The sequence below is a fragment of the Dyadobacter sp. HNCC25DJ183 genome, from assembly GCF_056895175.1.
Window position 1 is genome coordinate 172,737 of the sequence record NZ_JBXHAP010000010.1, and the last position, 17,273, is coordinate 190,009.

A 17,273-nucleotide genomic window follows, 5' to 3' on the forward strand; every position below is an offset into this window, starting at 1 on the left:
AATGGTTGAAGTACAATGCAATTTAATACATTACCCCAAATAGCTGCTGATACTCATGATGTCGGCGAAAACACCGGAGGCAGTTACTTCGGCTCCGGCGCCTGGGCCTTTGATCACGAGTGGGCGGTCTTTGTAGCGTTCTGTCGTGAATGAGATAATGTTATCACTGCCCGATAAAGTATAAAATGGATGCGACGGGCCAACTGTTTTCAGCTCGATCGTCGCCTTGCCATTTTCCAGCGTGGCGATGTAGCGCAGCTTTTCATTATTTACTTCTGCCTCAGCCTGCTTCTCTGCGAAGTAGTTATTTGATATTTCAAGCTCCCTGAAAAAAGCATCCACAGTAGGTGCATTCAGACAGTTACCGGGCAAAATCTGTGAAATCACGATTTCTTCCGGTTCGAGCGGCACGCCTACTTCCCGCGCCAGGATCAGGATTTTCCTTCCTACATCGGCCCCGCTCAGGTCATCGCGCGGATCGGGCTCCGTAAAACCTTTCGCTTTTGCTTCTTTCACTACATCAACAAAGCGGTTTTCCGAATTGAAATTGTTGAAAATGTAAGATAAGGTACCCGACAATATCGCCTCTATTTTCAGGAATTTGTCCCCACTTGCCATCAGCCCCTGAATGGTATTGATGATCGGCAAGCCGGCGCCTACATTGGTTTCATATAAAAATTTAACCCCGCGCTGTAAAGCAGTTCTTTGCAGCGACACATATTCGGAATAAGAACCGGAGTTGGCTACTTTATTGGGTGTTACCACCGAGATGCTCGCATCCAGCAGAATCTGGTAGTACTGAACAATATCCTTGTCCGAAGTACAATCCACGAAAACGCTGTTTGGCAAATTGAGCTCGATCATTCGCTGCACAAATGCCGGCAAGCTTGTCTTCACGCCCTCGTCCATCACCCGGTCACGCCAGTTTTCAGGTTTGATGCCGTCGGGATCGAGGAGCATTTTCTTGGTATTGGACAAGCCCGCGATATTGAGGTTCAACAGTTTCTCTTCTCTCAGGTATTTGGTCTGGTTGCGGATCTGTTCGATCAATGTACCGCCTATCAGCCCCACTCCCACTATAAACAGGTTCAGCGAGCGTGTTTCCGATTGGAAGAAAACGCCGTGAATCGCATTCAATGCTTTTGAAAGGTCGCTTTTTGCAATTACAACAGAGATATTCAGCTCTGAAGAACCCTGTGCGGTCGCTACGACATTGATACCGTTTTTACCCAAAACAGAAAACAACTTGCCTGAAACCCCCGTGCTTTTCTTCATCCCCTCACCAACTATCGCAATAATCGAGAGGTTTTTTTCAATTGAAATACTGTCGATATGCCCAAGGCTGATCTCTATCGCAAATTCTTTTTCCAATACCTCGGTTGCCTTTTGCGCATTTTTTGGGTCAATGGAAAAACAGATCGAATGCTCGGAAGAAGCCTGCGAGATCAGGATCACACTGATTGCATTCAGGGAAAGCGCCGTGAAAAGACGGCCGGATATCCCCGCAACCCCGATCATCCCGCTACCCTGGATATTCACCAGCGCAATCTCGTCTATGGACGAAATGCCTGTGATCGCATATTCTTTCCCGTTTGCTGCTTTCTGAACATAAGTACCTTCAAAGGCTGTATTGAAAGTGTTCAGTACTTTCAAGGTAATGTTTTTGGCAAAAGCAGGCTGCAAGCTGGGCGGGTAAATGACTTTCGCACCGAAGTGTGAAAGTTCCATCGCCTCAGCATAAGAGATAGAAGGAATTGTAAATGCATTGGTCACCTTGCGCGGATCAGCCGTCATCATCCCGTCCACATCCGTCCATATTTCAATGGAGTTCGCATCCAGCGCTGCCCCCAGAATGGAAGCGGTATAATCCGAGCCGCCGCGGCCGAGCGTGGTAGTAACTCCCTCGGCAGTGGAAGCAATAAAGCCTGTTACGCATTGTAATGCCGCGTTTTTGGCAAAATATTCAAGTATCTGTTTATTGGTAATTTCAAAATTCACGTCACCCATTCCATAAGTTGCATTGGTATGGATGATCTGGCGTGCGTCACAGAACTCGGCGTCGATACCTTTGCTTTTCAGGATTTCGGTGATCACCATGGTGGATAATCTTTCGCCGAAACTCATGATCAGATCGAGCGTGCGTTCTGATAGTTCTTTAATCCACGAAACGCCGCGGAGTATATCTTCCAGCTCATTGAAAAGTCCACGTATAGCCGCAAACGTACTGCTCTGGCTTTTCACCGGTATCAATCCTCTGACCACCGCGAAATGCCTTTCTTCAACGCCTTTCAGGAATTCAATGTAATCCGTATTTCCGGCTGCGGCCATTTTGCCGATCTCTATCAACCGGTTCGTGACCCCTCCCATTGCAGAAAATACAACCGCGAAACGCTCGCCTTTCGCAAGGTTTTCTTCGAGGATACTGATAACTGTTTTAATGCTGTCAACCGAACCGACAGAGGTGCCGCCAAATTTAAGAACCTTCATTGAACGCAATATTCGAATACACTTTGATTTACAGCCGAAATGGCCGCTTCTGTACTTGACGCAAATATAGCAATTCAAACGCCCCATACTTCATAGATACACCGAAATGACGGCTGCACCTCTTTCCCGATAAGGAACCTGCAAGTGAAAAGCCGGCCGGAATGAGTATAATATGAAGATGTTTTTTCAAAATATTAAATTTCAAATATTGTCGGTATTGTAGATAAATATTTTGCATTAATGTTTTTGAAAGAGTAAAAATTTTACAAAACTTAATAGACGTAAAATTTTGTTTGCCTAACTATCATTTTCACTCCTTAAAAATTCAATTATGAGAAAGAGCTTTACTTTAAGCTGTTTGTCCTTTCTGATGCTGCTCTCCGCAGCCAGCTTTGGACAAGAACTCAACCTAAAAGGGAAAGTGCAGTCTTCGGACGGAAATTTGCCCGGCGCCAGTATCCTCATCAAAGGGACCAGCCGCGGAAGCACAACCGATGCCGACGGACAATTCATGATCAGCGCTCCCTCCAATGCAACCCTGGTGGTTTCATTCATAGGCTACAAAACGCTTGAAGTGCCTGTGGGGTCCAGGACTACTTTTGACATTATGCTTGAACAGGACGCGACTCAGTTCAATGAAATCGTGGTGACTGCATTGGGTATTGCCCGCGAGAAAAAGGCGCTCGGCTACGCGGTGCAGGAAGTAAGCGGAAAAGCGCTGACCCAGGCGCGCGAGACTAACCTTGTGAATTCACTTTCAGGCCGGCTGGCCGGGGTACAGGTGACTAACTCCAACGGCGCCCCGGGATCTTCTTCCAGAATGATCATTCGCGGTGCGAGTTCAATCGGAAGCAACAACCAGCCACTTTTTGTGGTCGACGGTGTGCCGGTTGACAATAGCAATTTCGGATCGGGTACCGGTGTGGATTACGGTAATGCGGCTGCCTCCATTAACCCCGATGATGTAGAGTCAATCAGCGTACTGAAAGGCCCGAGTGCAGCTGCGCTTTATGGTTCTCGCGGAGCAAACGGAGTAGTACTGATTACCACCAAAAGCGGAAAAGGCACCAAGGGAATTGGTGTTTCCTTTAATACCAATACAGCATTCGAAAGTCCATTCAGACTACCTGAGTGGCAGAATGAATACGGACAAGGCGCAGGAGGTCAGTTCTCTTATGTGGATGGAAGAGGCGGCGGCAAGGGCGACGGGGTCGATGAAAGCTGGGGACCTAAGCTTGACGGCAGATTGCTCCCACAATTTGATTCTCCCATTGCCGCAGATGGTACACGGACCCCAACTCCTTGGATCGCACACCCGGACAATGTTGACAAATTCTTTGAAACCGGCAGAACGTATACGAATAGCGTTGCAGTTACCGGCGGGAATGAAACTGCTGATTTCCGACTGTCTTTTACCAATCTGAGCCAAACCGGTATCCTGCCTAACACGGACTACAAACGCCGCACTGTATCCTTAAATGCAGGCTGGAACCTGACCAAAAAACTTAGCGTGAGAGCGACCGGAAACTACGTTAAAGACGGAAGCGACAACCGGAACAATTTCGGTCTCTACTTCATCTGGTTTGGCCGCCAGGTGGATATGGACAAGCTTACTTCCTATAAAAAACCTGGCAGCATTTACCAATATAATTGGAATGATAACTACTGGACCAATCCTTACTATCTGCTGAATGAAAGTACGAGAGCAAATGAGAAAGACCGCCTGTATGGTAATTTTTCGGCTACATACAAGTTCACAGACTGGCTGACACTTACAGGTAGAAGCGGAACTGACTTTTATGAAGATCGCCGCAAAACCAAGGGCGCTGCCCGCCAGCCGGTAATTGGAACTTCCAACTTATTTGACAGCTACAATGAAGAGCAGATTTTTGTACGCGAATCGAACTCCGACTTTCTGCTTAATGCTACCCGCAAATTTGGCGAGTTCGACGTAACTGCTAATATTGGCGGCAACCACCGGACCAACTATGCGCAACGCAACTATATGGGAGCAACCGAGCTGGCCATTCCAAGAGTGTACAACTTCGGTAACTCCCGCCAGAAGTTGGTTGGTGAAAACAGCTACATCAAAAAGACAGTCAACAGCCTTTACGCATCTGCTAACCTGGGTTTTAGAAATTACCTGTTTGTAGACCTGACTGCCAGAAACGACTGGTCGAGCTCACTGCCTTCTGACAATCGTTCTTATTTTTATCCTTCTGCTGCTGTAAGTGCAATTATTACAGATATGTTCAATGTGAAATCCTCTGTACTTTCTTTTGCCAAAATCAGAGCAGGATTAGCACAGGTAGGTAACGATACTGATCCATACCGTCTGGTGAGTGCATATAAATATGAAAATGCATGGGGAAGTACGCCAAGCTTGTCGGAGAATAATTTGATGCTTAATGCAAATCTGAAACCGGAGATTACTTCGTCCTATGAGATTGGTACTGATATCAGATTGTGGCAAAACCGGGTTGGGATCGATGTTACTTATTACAGCAAGATCTCCAAAAACCAGATCCTGGACGTGAACATTTCCAATGCGACCGGGTTTGCTTCCAAATTATTGAATGCGGGAAAAATTAAAAATGCTGGTGTTGAGGTTCAACTGACTGCCACTCCTGTGAAGCTGAATAATTTTCAATGGGATATTGGTCTGAACTGGGCTAAAAACAACAACAAGATACTTTCGCTTGAAGGCAACCTGACCACTTATGCGCTGAATTCAAGCTATAATCCACTTACCCAGACGACCACCAACAATGCATTCCGTGGACTGGCGGTTGAAGCGCGGGTAGGTCAACCTTTCGGTACTTTCTTCGGAAAAGGGTTCCTGCGTGCTCCCGATGGGCAGATCGTGTATGATGAAAAGGGATATCCGATGATCGATCCGGTAAGCCGCGTGCTGGGAAGCTTCACTCCTGACTGGATCGGTGGAATTTCCAACACATTCACTTACAAACGCTTCTCATTAAGCACTTTGATAGACATTAAATCAGGTGGCGATATTTTCTCCCAATCTATCAACATCGGGCGCTACACCGGGGTTTTGAAGGAAACTACATTGGGTCGTGAAGAAGGTGTGATCGGAGCAGGCGTGGTTAATAAGGGTACTGCCGCCAGTCCTGAATATGTACCAAACGAAACGCGGATCTCTTCGGAAGAATACCACCACAAGTACTACCTGCTGACCAACAACGAGAACACCATTTTCGATGCCAGCTATGTAAAGCTGCGCGAAGTGAAGCTGACATATATGATCTCCGGCAAAGCCTTTAACAAACTGCCTTTCCGCGATATCGCTGTTTCAATTGTCGGACGTAACCTGGCTTTACTAAAAAGCAACCTTCCGCACATTGATCCTGAGACCAGCTATTACAATGACGGGAACCTGCAAGGCATAGAAAACGGCCAGATCCCTACAACAAGAACAATGGGTTTCAACATCAGCTTTAATTTATAAGCCAATTATTAACCGAATTGATATGAAAACGATTATAAATTCATTCATTTTCAGAGTTCTTCTTTCCGTCAGCTTACTGGGCTTTTCGAGCTGCACCGGAGAATTCGACGAAATCAACACCAACAATAACGGTGCATTCAACGCCACAGCCGACTTGTTCCTTCCTCACGGGATTCAGAGTGCAGTGGATATTTATTGGGGAGGTGCTCTCGGAATGGATGTGGGTGATGGTTTCTCTCAGCATTGGGCCAGAGTTCAGTATACCGACATTGATCAGTATACGGTTTCAAGCGACGTTTACACAGCCGGCTGGCAGGGACTATATACTGAATCGCTGGCCGATTACCAGCGCATTTACAAGATTGGTCAGGAAAGCGGCAATGTGAATTATCAGTCTGTCGCTATTATATTAAGGTCGTGGGCCTTCTCTTTGCTGACCGACATTTACGGGGATATTCCCTATAAAGACGCATTGCAAGGTCTGGAAGGCAATTTGCTACCTAAATATGACAGACAAAAAGATGTGTACGCAGCACTTTTGGTTGAACTAAAAACTGCTGGCGAGACGATCAATACGACTGACAATAACATGGCAATCACTGGCGACATTCTTTTTGGCAATGATCTTAACAGATGGAAAAAGTTTGCAAACACGCTTAGCCTGCGAATTCTCAGCAGGATGATTGACAAAGCAGATGCACCGGTTGACGTAAAGGCCGAAGTTACCCGGATTTTGAGCGATCCCGTGAAGTATCCGGTCATCACCTCGGTTTCTGAAAACATTCAGCTTAATTATCTGGACGTGACCAACAACCAGAACCCTGTGAATGTAAACCGCAAAACACGCGACGATCACCGCGTAAGTGCTACATTGGTTAATAAACTCAAAGCCTTGAATGATTCCAGGCTGCCTGTTTATGCCAACCTGTCTACGAAAAACCCGGCTTATGTGGGTGTGCCAAATGGACTATCCTCCTCAGAAGCAGGCGCATTGGGGCTGGAATTCACTTCACGTGTGGGCTCCTATTTCATCGCGCCTAACGCACCAGCTGTGATATTAAGCTATGCAGAACTGCTTTTTCTCAAAGCCGAATTTGCTTACAAAGGTATTGCAGCCGCCGGAGATGCCGCCAAGAATTATACAGATGCAATTACCGCTTCTCATGCGCAGTATAAACTCACAGTTGCTCCTGAATACTTGACAGCCAATGCGCTGAAAGCAGGAGCAGACGGTTTCACCCAGATCATGGAGCAAAAATGGATCGCATTGTACGGACAGGGATTGGAAGCCTGGACAGAATACCGCAGAACCGGCCTGCCTGCCTTGCAACCTCCTGTTTTGAACACGAACCAAAACGTCATTCCTACCAGAATGCCTTATCCCGGATCAGAGGAATCGTTGAATTTTGAGAACTTCAACGCAGCTCTTACTGCTCAGGGTGGAAAGAATGATATGAAAATGAAACTCTGGTTTGCCAAATAAGCATTTATACCTACGGCATTTAGTATGCCCGTAGAGGCTTTAAGTTCTTATACCTAAACAGTTTTGTTTGATAAAGACCCGGTCTGCACAGGCCGGGTCTTTTTTGCACCTGGAACTATGATTTCAATCATCGTATTGCTCTATTATTCATTTTATTGGCCCGATTATTCGGCACGAAAGAATTCCTTATTCCTAACACATGTTCTTTTGGTACGCTTGAAAACTTCATTTGTCGATGCATTAATATAATTCATCGAAGAAATAAATGTATTGGTCGAAGAATATTTTTTAAAAGGATAGGATCATCGATCTTCAATACATCAAATGCATTTTTTGTACATGCTACATTTCTATTTACACAAATAGAAATGTCCTTCGTATATATCAGCTTCTTATTTCGTAAATACTTAGTCAAAATGACCAAAGCATTTTTCAAACAGATTGTGACATGATTTGTTCAGCCTGCAATCTGAACACATAAGCAATTTCATATAAGCACAAATCGACATTGTTAAAAGAATACCTAGCAAAATACAATGTCAGAATTAAGGAATTAAGTATTCTAAATAGAATTGCCTAAAACAAAGCAACGTAATCGATCAACTTAAAGTGAAAAAACTCATTAAGACATGTTTCGCCATTCTTGTTTATTCACAGTTTTCGAGCTATTCAGCGGCTCAGGATCTGGCACAAAAACCTCCCAAGTGGGAAGTTGGCGTAGATCTGCACTCCCTCCTGTTCGACCGCCGTGAGCGGGCAATAATGTCTTCCGGATACAGTCTGATTATCAAGAGGCAATTTCAGGAAAACGCTCTTCGCTTTCGGCCAAATTTCGCACTGGAATACATGCCCAATCCCTCAGTGAAGGGTACAAATCAGCCAAGATCATATGACTTGTCTTTTGACCTTGGCTACGAGAGACAGCGGAAATCCAGGCGGTTTGTCCATTACTATGGTGTTGATTTTCGCCTAAAATTCATCAAAGTGAATAGCACGGTTGGAATTGGATTAAACGATTCCACTTCGACATTTACACAGGAGAAAGGACACACTTCTGGAATCGGAATAGCGCCTTTCATTGGGGGCAAGTACTTTATTACCGATCGAATTGCCATTTCCTTAGAAACGAGATGTATGTTGTCATATTTGAGAGTCCGAAGTAGTACTCAGCAAGTCAATATAGATAACCAACCGGTATCTCCCAAACTAGACGCCGCCAATACAAATGGAGTGAATTTCGATATACATCCCATCTCAGCCATTTTTATAAGTTACACTTTTTAACAGTCGCTATCTCTGTCCCTGCGCCAGCAACAGATCCAGCCGCCACTTGCGTATACTGATGCACGTACCCACCGGGCTGGAGTGGACCTTTACAAACCAACTCTCCAAGTGTTGCGGCGACTGCCTCTCCTGGTAATGCCCCTGCAACGATAAAAGTCGAAGCTAGAAGAAGTGATGGAACAACGAAAAAAAGCATCACTGTGAACATCACACGTCCGATGCCAACAAAGCCGACCATCAACTCTGGTGATATTCTATTATGTACTCCCCAAAACATCACTGCCTCCGCCACGAATGCAACCAACTATGAATGGAGTACAACAGGCGGTATAACGGCAAGCTCTCCTGGTGGGACAAGCACGGCATACATTACAGGCACCTCGGATGGCACGTTGAAGGTAAGATCATATTCGTCTGTTTGCGCAGCTTCAACAATAACGTTACTCAGCGAGAGCAGTGGGAAACAGGTAAAATCTATTAACACAATGCAGGTATATTCAAATTCTGACTTCAAAGGCAGCAAAAAGATTGAAGTTGATGTTCGGGACCTGCCACGTGGTACTTATTATTTGCATATCTCAACAAAGTCAGAATTAAATAAGGTCAAAATCCTACTTCAATAAACTAAATCTTGTGCGGTCTCCATTGCGCAGACCATTGTACAAAAAGAAACCGGTCAGGCTTGCGGCGCCGACCGGTTTTCTTTTTTGGTTTTTATGTAAATCAGAATGCGATACCTAAGCCTGCGCCCACGTTCACCACGCCTACAAATCGCTTTTCAGTGATTGGCTCAGAGAAGTCGAAACTGCCTCTTGTTGCCCGGATTGTCACATCTTTCAATTCTGCCTGACCGCCGATTACATCGCCGCTTAGCTGAAAAAACAGGTTTCCAAGAATTGGAAACCGCAAACTCGCGCCGCCGGCGAGTCCCAATGCAGAAGTCGATGCCGGCCTCAGATCAACCCTGATCGGCTCTCCACCCGTTTCTGACAGCCCAACCAGGTTTACAGAGGGAGAATCCGCCCAGATTTTCCCAATCTGACCATGCACTTCTATTTGCGCCCGGCCCATATTGATGTAAAATGCCGGTCCGATCATCAATGCGTTGAATTTCCATTTCGAGACTTTGGCATCCCACAAAAAAGTCTCATTTAATAGCTGCGCATAATCATTGGCCTTGTCTACAATTGGCTGCGAAATAGTCGTATTAAGGTTCATACTCCCGGAAGCCCGCAACCCGAATCCGCGGGCCAGTCGAAAATCAAAATTAGCCTGCCCGAAGTAACCTGAGCCTGCCAGACCGGAAAACGGATCGTCCAGTTTTTCACGCGCCAGCTCACCTACCGGCAAGCTGTAACCGGCTGTTACAGAAAGAAAGCTCCTTGTATTTTGTCCGTAACTCCGGGTGCAAACCAATGCAAAAAACAGGATTGACAATGCGAAGTACCTGAGGGAAATCTTCATGAAATGTGGGCTTAAAAAGTAACAGAATGGCCGTTTGTAATGATTTTTCACTTATGCTAACATCAAACATAGGTCTTTTATTACATTTTTATTTCACCTACTTAGTTTGGGGAAATTTTATCAACACAATGTTATATAAATGGCCGCAGGAGCCTGCTTTTAGCCTTGGTATAAAAATGGTAAGAGTCTGTTCAAACTAAATCATTGAACCATGGACAGTCGAGAAACAGATAAAGAAGCAAGAGCTACCAAAAACACCAAGAACGTTTGGAAATGGATTCTCGGAGTAGGTATCGTGTTGATGGCAATCGCTTTTTGGGGAGGTTTTTTCAACCATGATGAAAACTTTCGGGAGTCTGACAACCCTTCCCAAAGTGCAGCAACATCGGACACGGTAGCGACAGATACCGCCAATCAAATGTCTGCGGACACCGTAATGGAACACGTAAGAGGTACCGAATAGGTTATCGGATCAATGCTTCCCACAATATTTCAATGGGGTGCTTTGCTTTGCGCCCCGTACCATCCTTGATCTGGTGGCGACAACTTGTCCCGGAAGCAGCTATGATGACGTCATCGGGTTGCTGCCGGACAGTTGGGAAAAGCACCAGTTCGCCGATCTGCATAGAAACATCGTAATGCTCTTCCTCATACCCAAATGATCCCGCCATTCCGCAGCAACCTGAAGGAATAAGCTGTGTCTGGAAGTTTTCGGGAAGTGAAAGCATCTTTTTGGAAGCAGTTAAGGTTGATAATGCCTTTTGATGACAGTGCCCGTGCAGCTTGATAAGCTGCTTTTTTTGTGTAAAAACGGCCTTGTTAATGCGTTTTGCGTCCACTTCCCGGGCAATGAATTCTTCGAAGAGCAATGCGTTTTCAGCGATCCGCTGTGCATTGCTGCGCTCCTCTTCGGGAACAAGATCAATGTATTCATCCCTGAACGAAAGAATTGCCGAAGGTTCAATGCCGATCAGCGGCGTATCGTAGGTGATTTTGTCTTTTAACAAACTGACATTCTCAATCGCCAGCTTCTGCGCTTCTTTCACAAAACCTTTCGAAAGATAAGAGCGCCCCGATTCCGTATGTTTTGGAAAAATGACTTCGTAGCCTAGCGCTTCCAGGAGCTCAACCGCCTTCTTGCCGATCTCTACATCATTATAGTTGGTAAACTCATCGCAAAACAGGTACACGGTACCGATCTGTTGCGCATTAACTGCCGACTTCTTCCTTTTCTTCCACCACTGTGACAGCGTTTGCGAGGCCAGCGACGGCATACTGCGGTCAGGATGAAAGCCTACCATTTTATTAGCCACTTTCCGCAATGCAGGTTGGCCAAATACGCCATTGAATGCCCAAGGGGCGATTGATGCCAATTTCATCTGTTTTGAGAAATTCGCAATCAGCTTACTCCGGGCCGGGATACCGTGACTTTCGTAATATTGCTGCGTGAATTCCGCCTTCATTTTACCAATATCCACACTCGACGGACATTCTGATTTACAGCCTTTGCACGAAAGGCAGAGATCGAGAATCTCCTTTACCATTTCCTGGCTGGCTTCTATTTTCTCCTTTTTGTCGGCTGGTGTAAAATACTGGCGAAGGATGTTGGCACGCGCCCTGGTAGTATCGCGCTCGCGGCGTGTCGCCATGTAGCTGGGGCACATGGTACCTCCCGTCAACTCGGTCTTGCGGCAATCGCCCGAACCGCTGCATTTCTCAGCAAGCCGCAGGATACCTTCCTGCTTGCTGAAATCGAAAATGGTTTTAATCTCCGGCTGAGGTGTATCCTGCTGATATCTCAGAAACTCATTCATAGGCGGGGTATCGACGATCTTGTTCGCATTAAAAATCCCGTCCGGGTCCCAGATCCGCTTCACCTGCCTGAACATTTCGTATACTTCTTCCCCCATCATAAATGGAATGAACTCGCCGCGCAACCTCCCGTCGCCGTGCTCTCCCGAAAGTGCGCCATTGTATTTCTTCACAAGCTTGGCAGTATCTGCCAGTACCTGTCTGAACAGTGCCTTTCCTTCAGAGGTTTTCAGATTGATCATCGGCTCCACGTGCAGCTCGCCGGCGCCTGCGTGTGCATAATATGAAGCGTGCAGGTTGTGTGAGCGCAGCAGCGACTCTACTTCTTCAATGTAGGCAGGTAAGTCTTCAACCGCCACTGCACAATCTTCGATCAGATTGACGGGCTGTGTGTCGCCGGGCAAGTTCCGTATTAGCCCCAAACCTGCTTTACGGATATCCCAGGCCTTATTTGCATCATCTCCGAACAGAAGCGGATACGCATAACCCAGCCGCTGCTCGCGAAGCTGGCTTACCAATGCACTGGCCTGCGCTTCTACGGCCCCCTTGTGGCTCCCCCAAAACTCCACCATCAGCATAGCCGCAGGGTCGCCTTGCATGAAAAACCGGTTTTGCGAATACACATTATGGTCTTTGGTAAAATCCATAATGTACTTATCCACCAGCTCGGAGGCTTTCGGATTAAATTGCATCGCCAGCTGGTTGGCATGAAGGGCTTCGGCAACGGAATTGGTATGAATGCAAACCACGCCGACTGCCGCCGGAGGCACGTCGACCAATGCAAGCTTCGCCTCGGTTACAAAGCACAGGGTACCTTCCGAACCCGCGATCAGGTTGCAGAGATTGACGTTCCCGTGCTCAAAACTCCGCACAAGCGCGTCGAGCGCATAGCCCGAATTTCGTCTGGTTACTGTTGGTTTCGGAAACTGCTTTTTAATTAATTCCTGATCAACAGGATTGGATATCAACCCGAACATACCTGCCATAATAGCCTGTTCGCGTCCGTTCTTCGATTGCTTTTCGGCAATCTTTTTGGTAAAATCAGGTATTGTGTTATTTGTAAAAACGGCTTCCTCGCCGTCGGAAAGCAATGCATTAACTTCGAGCAGATTGCCCCTTGTGTCTCCCCAGGTAATGGAATGCAGCCCGCACGAATTATTCCCGATCATCCCTCCCACCATTGCGCGGCTTGCCGTAGAAGTTTCGGGGCCGAACAACAACCCGTAAGATGCGAGGTATTTGTTCAGGTCATCGCGGATCACGCCCGGCTGCACGCGCACCCATTTTTCCTCCTGGTTCACTTCCAGTATTTTGTTGAAATGCTTGGAGATATCTACCACAATTCCCTTCCCTACCACCTGCCCTGCCAGCGAAGTACCTGCCGCCCTGGGAATGAGGGTTACCTTATTTGTTTTTGCAAACTCGATCAATGCTTTGATATCCTGAACATTCCGCGGCAATGCTACCGCAACCGGCAACTCCTGGTAAACCGACGCATCTGTCGCGTAAATTGACTTTTGAGCTTTATGTAAGGTAGAATCATCGAAATACAGCTCGCCTTGAAACCGGGAGCGCAGCGCGTTGAACTGGAATTGGGAAACAGGACTCATAATGAACAGGCGAAAAATGCCTGGCTAAATTAAGGTACAAATGTTACTTATTGACCAGTAATTGAAAATTGCGCGGCTCCATTTGACAGAAGCCTTGCACAAAGCCGAAAATCCATTACGTATATTGGCACAATTTTTACACACGAATCTTACAAAAAACCGTCACTGATCGAGAACATGAAAAAAATTACATTACTGATACTCACACTATTCAGCTTCTCCGCCTTCGCGCAAAACACTGCTACCATTACCCTTACCGTTTCCAAGCAAGGACCCGTGAATGTCACGCTGATAAGCGAGGATGTTCACTTCCACCCCAATCTGGGCATCGGCCTGGCTGACGCTGAACTGGAACCTGTAATGGCGGTCAACTTTGCTGAAAAAGCCAGTGAGAAGGCAGTAATACAACTTAACAAACCCCAGATGATGCGCTTGCAATACAGCGGCAACAGGCTCAACAAGACGTGGATGCTGTTCATGCAGCCCGGCGACGACCTGACCATCAACTTTGCAGAAAACAATGACATTACATTCACAGGCAAGAATGCAAATTATCAGACTTTCCTGAAAAACTACTTTCTCGAAAATCAATATCAATACCTTCCTGTTTTCGGCTACAAACCTTCGCAGGTTGACAATAAGAGCGTGATCGCGCAAAGCGACAGTCTGAAAAAAGTACGACTGGAAGCTTACGAGAAATTCAAGACCGCCAATCCGGCAGTACCTGCATTTGAAGCCTACGTACTCGCAACAACCGCCACCGAGCCTGCCATTACGCTAAGACTGATACAGGAAAGAATCATGCGCCGCAACCGTGTCGCACAGCTGGATGCCACGCAGCGGAAAGAGCTGGAAGATGCCACACTTGCGGATTTCAAGATCATGCCCGACGACGCATTGCTGAGCCAGGCATACCGCGACGAGCTCCGCAACTGGGCGTTGATCCCGTCTACCCGAAAATATCCGCTCAATGCACAGACGCGTTATGAGATCAGTCCGGAAGCTTTGAAAGATGTGTACGCATTCAGTAAAGAACAACTGGCGCAGTATCCCAAACAGAAGGAGTACCTGCTTACTTACTGGCTCAACTACGCCGCAACCGCGATTCCGAATGTAGAAACTGCTAAAACACTGCTGGAAGATTACAAGACAACTTACCCGCAATCGGAGAACGGGACCTACATCGCTAAACTGATTGAAACCAAATCTTTATTGCAACCAGGAGCGCAGTTGGCGGATGTTACCCTGCTCGCACCCGATAGCAGCGCAGTTACCATTGCTTCTTTGCAGGGAAAACCGGTTTGCATGGTATTCTCTTTCAGCATTGGTCAGCACGAGCCCGGCCTGAAAGCTTTGGAAAATAAATACGGCGCAAAGGTGAATTTCGTCTATGTTTCAGTAGCGCCGGGTATTCCACTTTCAACCTGGAAGCAGTACGCCAAAGAGCGGCCGAATGTGAAGCATTTGTGGGCTTCTGACGAAAACATTGAAGTATTGAAAGACAAATACGCGATCGATATCCGCTATCCCTTTTTAGTCGCCGATGCTTCCGGCAAGATCATCAACCGCTGGATACCGCAGGAATTCCCGGCCAACAATACACTTGAAGCGGAATTGCAGAAAGTGGCGAAATAGACTTAAAAGCGCGGAGCAGTTCTCCGCGCTTTTTTTACGCAAAAACCCTGATACTATGCAGGGAGTCTACGTGCTGGTAATCGATCTGCAAATCGTAGTTATCGCAGATCTGCTTTACAATAGCGAGCCCTAACCCAAGAGACTCTGCTCCATTTGATTCTTTCTTAAACCTTTCAAAAAGCCGGTCGGGCGCGGCCTTCAATGCATTTCCCGTATTGCTGATAATGAAGAAGTCCTTACCGGCAGTTACCGTCAGCTGACCGTCGGGATAGTTGTGTTTGATTGCATTGCTGAGCAGATTCGTAACCAGGATATCTGCCAGTGCTGGCGAGATTATTTTGATGAACTTCCCGGTTTGCTCCGTTTTGACAGTAAGGTTTTTGTGAAGAATGATATCTTCGAAATCTTTCAGCCGCAGCAGGATTAATGCAGCCAGGTCCATTTCTTCCTGTTCGGTAAACTGCTGGTTTTCAATTTTGGCCAATAACAACAGCCCCTGATTCAAACGTGACATCCGCCGGGCTGCGTGGTAAATCTCCTCGATCCAGTGTGTTTGTCCCTCACTCAGGTCTTTGGATTGTATAAACTGCTCAACGCGTGCATTGATCAGCGCCAGCGGCGTTTGGATTTCGTGCGATGCATTTTCGGTAAACTCACGAAGGCTTTTATAATCATGCTGCATTTTGGATGACATTTTCAGCATTACCTCATCCAGCTCGTTAAACTCCGATATCTCACTCCCGGCAAGTTCCAGCTTCTTGTTTTTAGTCCAGTCAAAATCCTTGATTTTAGCAAGTGAGTCGTAAAATGGCCGCCACAGCTTTCCCGAAAGACTGCGCTGGAAAACGAACATCCCGATCATCAGCAACGCCAGGAATGTAATCATTGCAGCAGAAATCGCCTCGATCAGCTTGTAAGATTCCACGATCGATTTCCTGATCGTAACGCGGTAAGGCGACCCGCCGATCATTGTATAAAAAGTAAGCTGACGAAACGGGTCCATGCTTTCTTCATACCGGTTATAAATCAGCGTGTCCGTGAATTCCGTTTTATCCTGAATCTTCGCAACCGGCACTACCTCAATCTTGTTTTCGACGAAATATGAATTGCTGACCCATGTATTATTGGAATGGATATAGGTTTCAAAATCCCTTTTCTCTACCATCAGCCGGCTTTCCACTTCATCATAAATCATGAAAGTGATGATCCAGTAAAACGCAATTCCGACCGCCAGGTAAATAAACAGTGAGGCGAGCAGATAGATCCGGCTTGTCTTTTCAAGTAGTTTCAAGGAGCTGTGAATTTGTAGCCAATACCGTAAATGGACTGAATGTAATCTTTTCCACCTTTCTCAATGATTTTCCGGCGGAGGTTTTTAATATGGGAGTATACCATATCGAGAGAATCAGAAGAATCCATGTGATCGCCCCATAAATGCTCCGCAATTGCTTCTTTGGTCAATGCAACATCAATATTCGACAGGAAATACAGCAGTAAATCGTATTCTTTTTTAGATAGCACGGTATCTTTTTCATTTACAAAAACCTTACGGGCAGGCAGCTGCACCCGGATTTCTTTCCAAACCATATCATTATTCCCGCCAAAGTTGCGCCTGCGGATCAGGGATTTGACACGCGCATTCAGTTCCGACAGGTGAAACGGTTTGGTCATATAATCGTCGGAGCCGATTTCCAGGCCCTTGATCTTGTCCTCCAATGTATTCCGCGCCGAAATAATGATGATACCGGTCGCAGCCGCTATTTTCTTTAATGTTTGTACAATGTTAAAACCGTCGCCGTCCGGCAATGTAAGATCCACAATGGTGCAATCGTATTGGTACAGGCTGATCTTTTCATCGGCTTGCCAAAAGGTATTTGCTACCTCGCACACGAAACCCTCCCTGGACAGATACTCCACAATGCTCTCGGCAAGTCCTTTTTCGTCTTCGACCACTAATACTTTCATCTCTAAGAATTGATCCGCCCCAAAAATAGCTTCCGATTCTGGAAACATTTAGGAAGATAATAAT

At 46.4% G+C, this 17,273-nt stretch carries 10 protein-coding genes; 5 read left to right on the forward strand and 5 right to left on the reverse strand.

Annotated features, from left to right (window positions below; genetic code table 11):
• Nucleotides 1-30: 30 nt before the first annotated feature.
• Nucleotides 31-2,487 carry a bifunctional aspartate kinase/homoserine dehydrogenase I gene (gene thrA, locus AC1XTG_RS23900; RefSeq protein WP_056291473.1) on the reverse strand — a complete coding sequence of 819 codons (2,457 nt, stop codon included), beginning with the start codon at nt 2,485-2,487 and terminating at the stop codon, nt 31-33.
• A 331-nt stretch (nt 2,488-2,818) separates the two neighbouring features.
• Here thrA and AC1XTG_RS23905 point away from each other — a divergent pair, with 331 nt between their 5' ends.
• The 3 genes from AC1XTG_RS23905 to AC1XTG_RS23915 all read left to right on the forward strand — a co-directional run bounded on the left by AC1XTG_RS23905 (nt 2,819) and on the right by AC1XTG_RS23915 (nt 9,346).
• A complete protein-coding gene (locus AC1XTG_RS23905) occupies nt 2,819-5,956 on the forward strand; it encodes a SusC/RagA family TonB-linked outer membrane protein (RefSeq protein ID WP_056291475.1) in 3,138 nt (1,045 codons plus the stop codon).
• Nucleotides 5,957-5,978: 22 nt separating this feature from the next.
• Nucleotides 5,979-7,439 (forward strand): SusD/RagB family nutrient-binding outer membrane lipoprotein, encoded by a 1,461-nt coding sequence (locus AC1XTG_RS23910; protein WP_056291477.1) that lies wholly within the window; start codon nt 5,979-5,981, stop codon nt 7,437-7,439.
• Between the two features lie 1,484 nt (nt 7,440-8,923).
• Entirely contained in the window at nt 8,924-9,346 is a 423-nt protein-coding gene (locus AC1XTG_RS23915) for a hypothetical protein (protein ID WP_484843713.1), read from the forward strand.
• Between the two features lie 100 nt (nt 9,347-9,446).
• Here the strand turns inward: AC1XTG_RS23915 and AC1XTG_RS23920 are convergent, their stop codons facing one another.
• Nucleotides 9,447-10,187, reverse strand: coding sequence for a hypothetical protein (locus tag AC1XTG_RS23920; RefSeq protein ID WP_484843714.1), 741 nt, complete (start codon nt 10,185-10,187; stop codon nt 9,447-9,449).
• Nucleotides 10,188-10,398: 211 nt separating this feature from the next.
• Between AC1XTG_RS23920 and AC1XTG_RS23925 the strand changes: the two genes are divergently transcribed.
• On the forward strand, nt 10,399-10,650 hold the full coding sequence (locus AC1XTG_RS23925) for a hypothetical protein (protein WP_484843715.1): 252 nt from the start codon (nt 10,399-10,401) through the stop codon (nt 10,648-10,650).
• 1 nt (nt 10,651) lies between these two features.
• Here AC1XTG_RS23925 and AC1XTG_RS23930 read toward each other — a convergent pair whose 3' ends face one another.
• Nucleotides 10,652-13,609 (reverse strand): FAD-linked oxidase C-terminal domain-containing protein, encoded by a 2,958-nt coding sequence (locus tag AC1XTG_RS23930; RefSeq protein WP_484843716.1) that lies wholly within the window; start codon nt 13,607-13,609, stop codon nt 10,652-10,654.
• 177 nt (nt 13,610-13,786) lie between these two features.
• Between AC1XTG_RS23930 and AC1XTG_RS23935 the strand changes: the two genes are divergently transcribed.
• Nucleotides 13,787-15,244: a hypothetical protein gene (locus AC1XTG_RS23935; protein WP_484843717.1), complete on the forward strand. Its 1,458-nt coding sequence runs from the start codon at nt 13,787-13,789 to the stop codon at nt 15,242-15,244.
• Between the two features lie 34 nt (nt 15,245-15,278).
• On the opposite strand, the gene AC1XTG_RS23940 is transcribed toward AC1XTG_RS23935, so the two are convergent.
• Together AC1XTG_RS23940 and AC1XTG_RS23945 are read right to left on the reverse strand one after the other, a co-directional pair.
• Nucleotides 15,279-16,535 carry a sensor histidine kinase gene (locus AC1XTG_RS23940; protein WP_484843718.1) on the reverse strand — a complete coding sequence of 419 codons (1,257 nt, stop codon included), beginning with the start codon at nt 16,533-16,535 and terminating at the stop codon, nt 15,279-15,281.
• The gene (locus tag AC1XTG_RS23945; protein WP_484843719.1) at nt 16,532-17,209 is read right to left on the reverse strand and encodes a response regulator transcription factor; all 678 of its coding nucleotides are present in this window, start codon (nt 17,207-17,209) and stop codon (nt 16,532-16,534) included. Before AC1XTG_RS23945 ends, AC1XTG_RS23940 begins: the two co-directional genes overlap by 4 nt.
• Nucleotides 17,210-17,273 lie beyond the last annotated feature (64 nt).